Raw genomic sequence first — 2,059 nt, 5'->3', positions numbered from 1 at the left:
ACCTCCACAACCCCACGCAGCGGGACGCCAAGTACCACGAGACGTCCTGGAGCGGCACGTCCCTGGGCGCCAACAAGGACGCCGGCCTGCGGCAGGACCGTCGGCGGCGTCGAGGTGGTGCTGTGGCGCTCGGGGTCGGGTGACCTGCGGGCCGGTCCCGGTGTCTGCCCGCACCTCGGGGCACCGCTGCGGAAGAGCCGGGTGGTGTGCGGCACGCTGGTGTGCCACTGGCACGGACTGGCCCTGGACGGCTCCCCGTTCGCCGGCTGGCAGCCCCACCCCGCCCATGACGACGGGGTGCTGGTGTGGGTACGGCTGGACGCTGTCGGCGGTGAGGAGCCGACGGAGCGGCCCGTGGTCCCGGACCGCCCCGCTCCGGGCAGCGGGGTGGACGCCGTGTACACGGCGGTCGGGCGGTGCGAACCGCAGGACGTCGTGGCCAACCGGCTCGACCCGTGGCACGGCTCCTGGTTCCACCCGTACTCCTTCGTCGATCTGACGGTCGTGAGGGAGCCGCGGGGCGACGAGGGCGACGCCTTCGAGGTGGATGTCTCCTTCCGGGTGGCGGGCCGTCTGGTGGTGCCCGTACGGGCCGAGTTCACCGCGCCGGAGCCGCGTACCGTCGTCATGCGCATCACCGACGGCGAGGGCGCCACGTCCGTGGTGGAGACCCATGCCACGCCACTGACCGCCGCGGACGCAGAACGGCCGCGGACGGCCGTGGTCGAGGCGGTCGTCGCCGCTTCGGACCGGCGCGGCTTCGCCCTGGCCCGGGCCGCCGCCCCCGTGTTGCGCCCCCTCATGCGGCGCACCGCCGGGCGCCTGTGGCGCGACGACCTCGCCTATGCCGAGAGGCGCTGGGAGTTGCGCAGCACCGGGCGGTTCCCGGGGTGATCCGGGTGGTTCCCGTGATCCGGGGGCTCCGGGTTCTCCGGCGCGCCGGACGTTCCGCGAGCGCGCCGAGTGTCCGCAGCACCCGGGAGCGGCCCGCCCGCGGCACGGTCCACAGCACCTGGCCGCGGACACCCCACCCGGCGAGCAACTCGTTGGACGCCAGGAACCCGGTGGTGGCGGCGCGTTCCATCAGGGCCACCGGCAGGTCGCAGCGCAGTCCGTCGCCGGCCAGCTTCAGCCACGGGCGGGGGGTCCGTACGGTGGGCCGCCGGTGGTGGGTTCCGACCGGGAAGAGCGGGCAGTCCGAGCGCCACTCGTGCCGGGCGTCGACGACGCGCGCCTCCCGGGTCTCCGGGTAGATCCGCCGCAACTGCCCGAGCAGCGCGTCCTTCACGCCCTCCCGGTCCGCGCCGGGGCTGACGGCGTAGGCGTGCAGCTCGACGACCGAACCGGCGTTCTTCGTGGCCCAGCGGGCGGCCTCGCCCTCGTAGCGTTCCAGGACGCTGATGTTGTCGAGGCCGTCGTAGCCGCTGGTGCCGAGGAAGCCCGGGCGGTCGGCGCGGACCGGCCGGTCGAGCCAGAGCCGCGAGACGAGGAACGGCGGTGCGGTGCGCAGGGCGGCGATGCCGTCGCGCCAGGGGGCGGTGCCCAGGCCGGGCGAGGCGGCGACGACCCGGCGCAGTCCCCCCGTGTCGAGCGCGAGCACCACCGCGTCGTGCCGGTCGGTGCCGGTGCCGGTGCGCACCTCGGCTCCGCCGGTGCCGCCGGGCTCCACGCCGAGTACGGGGGTGGCGGTACGGATGGTCGTACCGAGGCGCCGGAGGTAGTCGCCGAGCGGGTCCCATAGTGCCTGGGGGAAGGGCTCGTCGGGCACGTCGAAGAGCAGCCCCTCCGAGGAGCCGAGGAAGTAGATGTGGAACATCAGCATCAGTTCGGCGGCGGACAGTTCGCGCGGGTCTGCGAAGAAGCTGCGCGAGAACACCTCGAAGGCCAGGTGGTGCGCGGCCTCGGGAAAGCGGATGCGCTCCAGGAAGTCGGTCGCGCTGACCTGGTCGAAGCGCACGTACACGTCGGGTACGCGCACGTCCAGCAGCGGCAGCGCCGCCCGCGCGTCCAGGGCGGCGAGGTCGCGGCGGCCGAAGGTGGGGCTGAGGGCGACGATGCC

General features: G+C 74.6%; 2 protein-coding genes. One reads left to right on the top strand and one right to left on the bottom strand.

From position 1 onward, the window contains the following. Nucleotides 1-894 (top strand): DUF5914 domain-containing protein (locus ABZ281_RS47320; RefSeq protein ID WP_356664802.1); only part of this gene is annotated, 894 nt, incomplete at its 5' end. On the opposite strand, the gene ABZ281_RS47315 is transcribed toward ABZ281_RS47320, so the two are convergent. Beyond that, a partial coding sequence (locus ABZ281_RS47315) for an FAD-dependent oxidoreductase (RefSeq protein ID WP_356664800.1) occupies nucleotides 800-2,059 on the bottom strand: 1,260 nt, incomplete at its 5' end. The two genes, ABZ281_RS47320 and ABZ281_RS47315, sit on opposite strands and share 95 nt — an antisense overlap.

Origin of the sequence: Streptomyces sp. NPDC006265 (assembly GCF_040613555.1) — a bacterium.
Taxonomy (GTDB): Bacteria; Actinomycetota; Actinomycetes; order Streptomycetales; family Streptomycetaceae; genus Streptomyces.
Note: the sequence above shows the minus strand (reverse complement) of the source record. Positions and strands in the feature narration are given on the sequence as shown.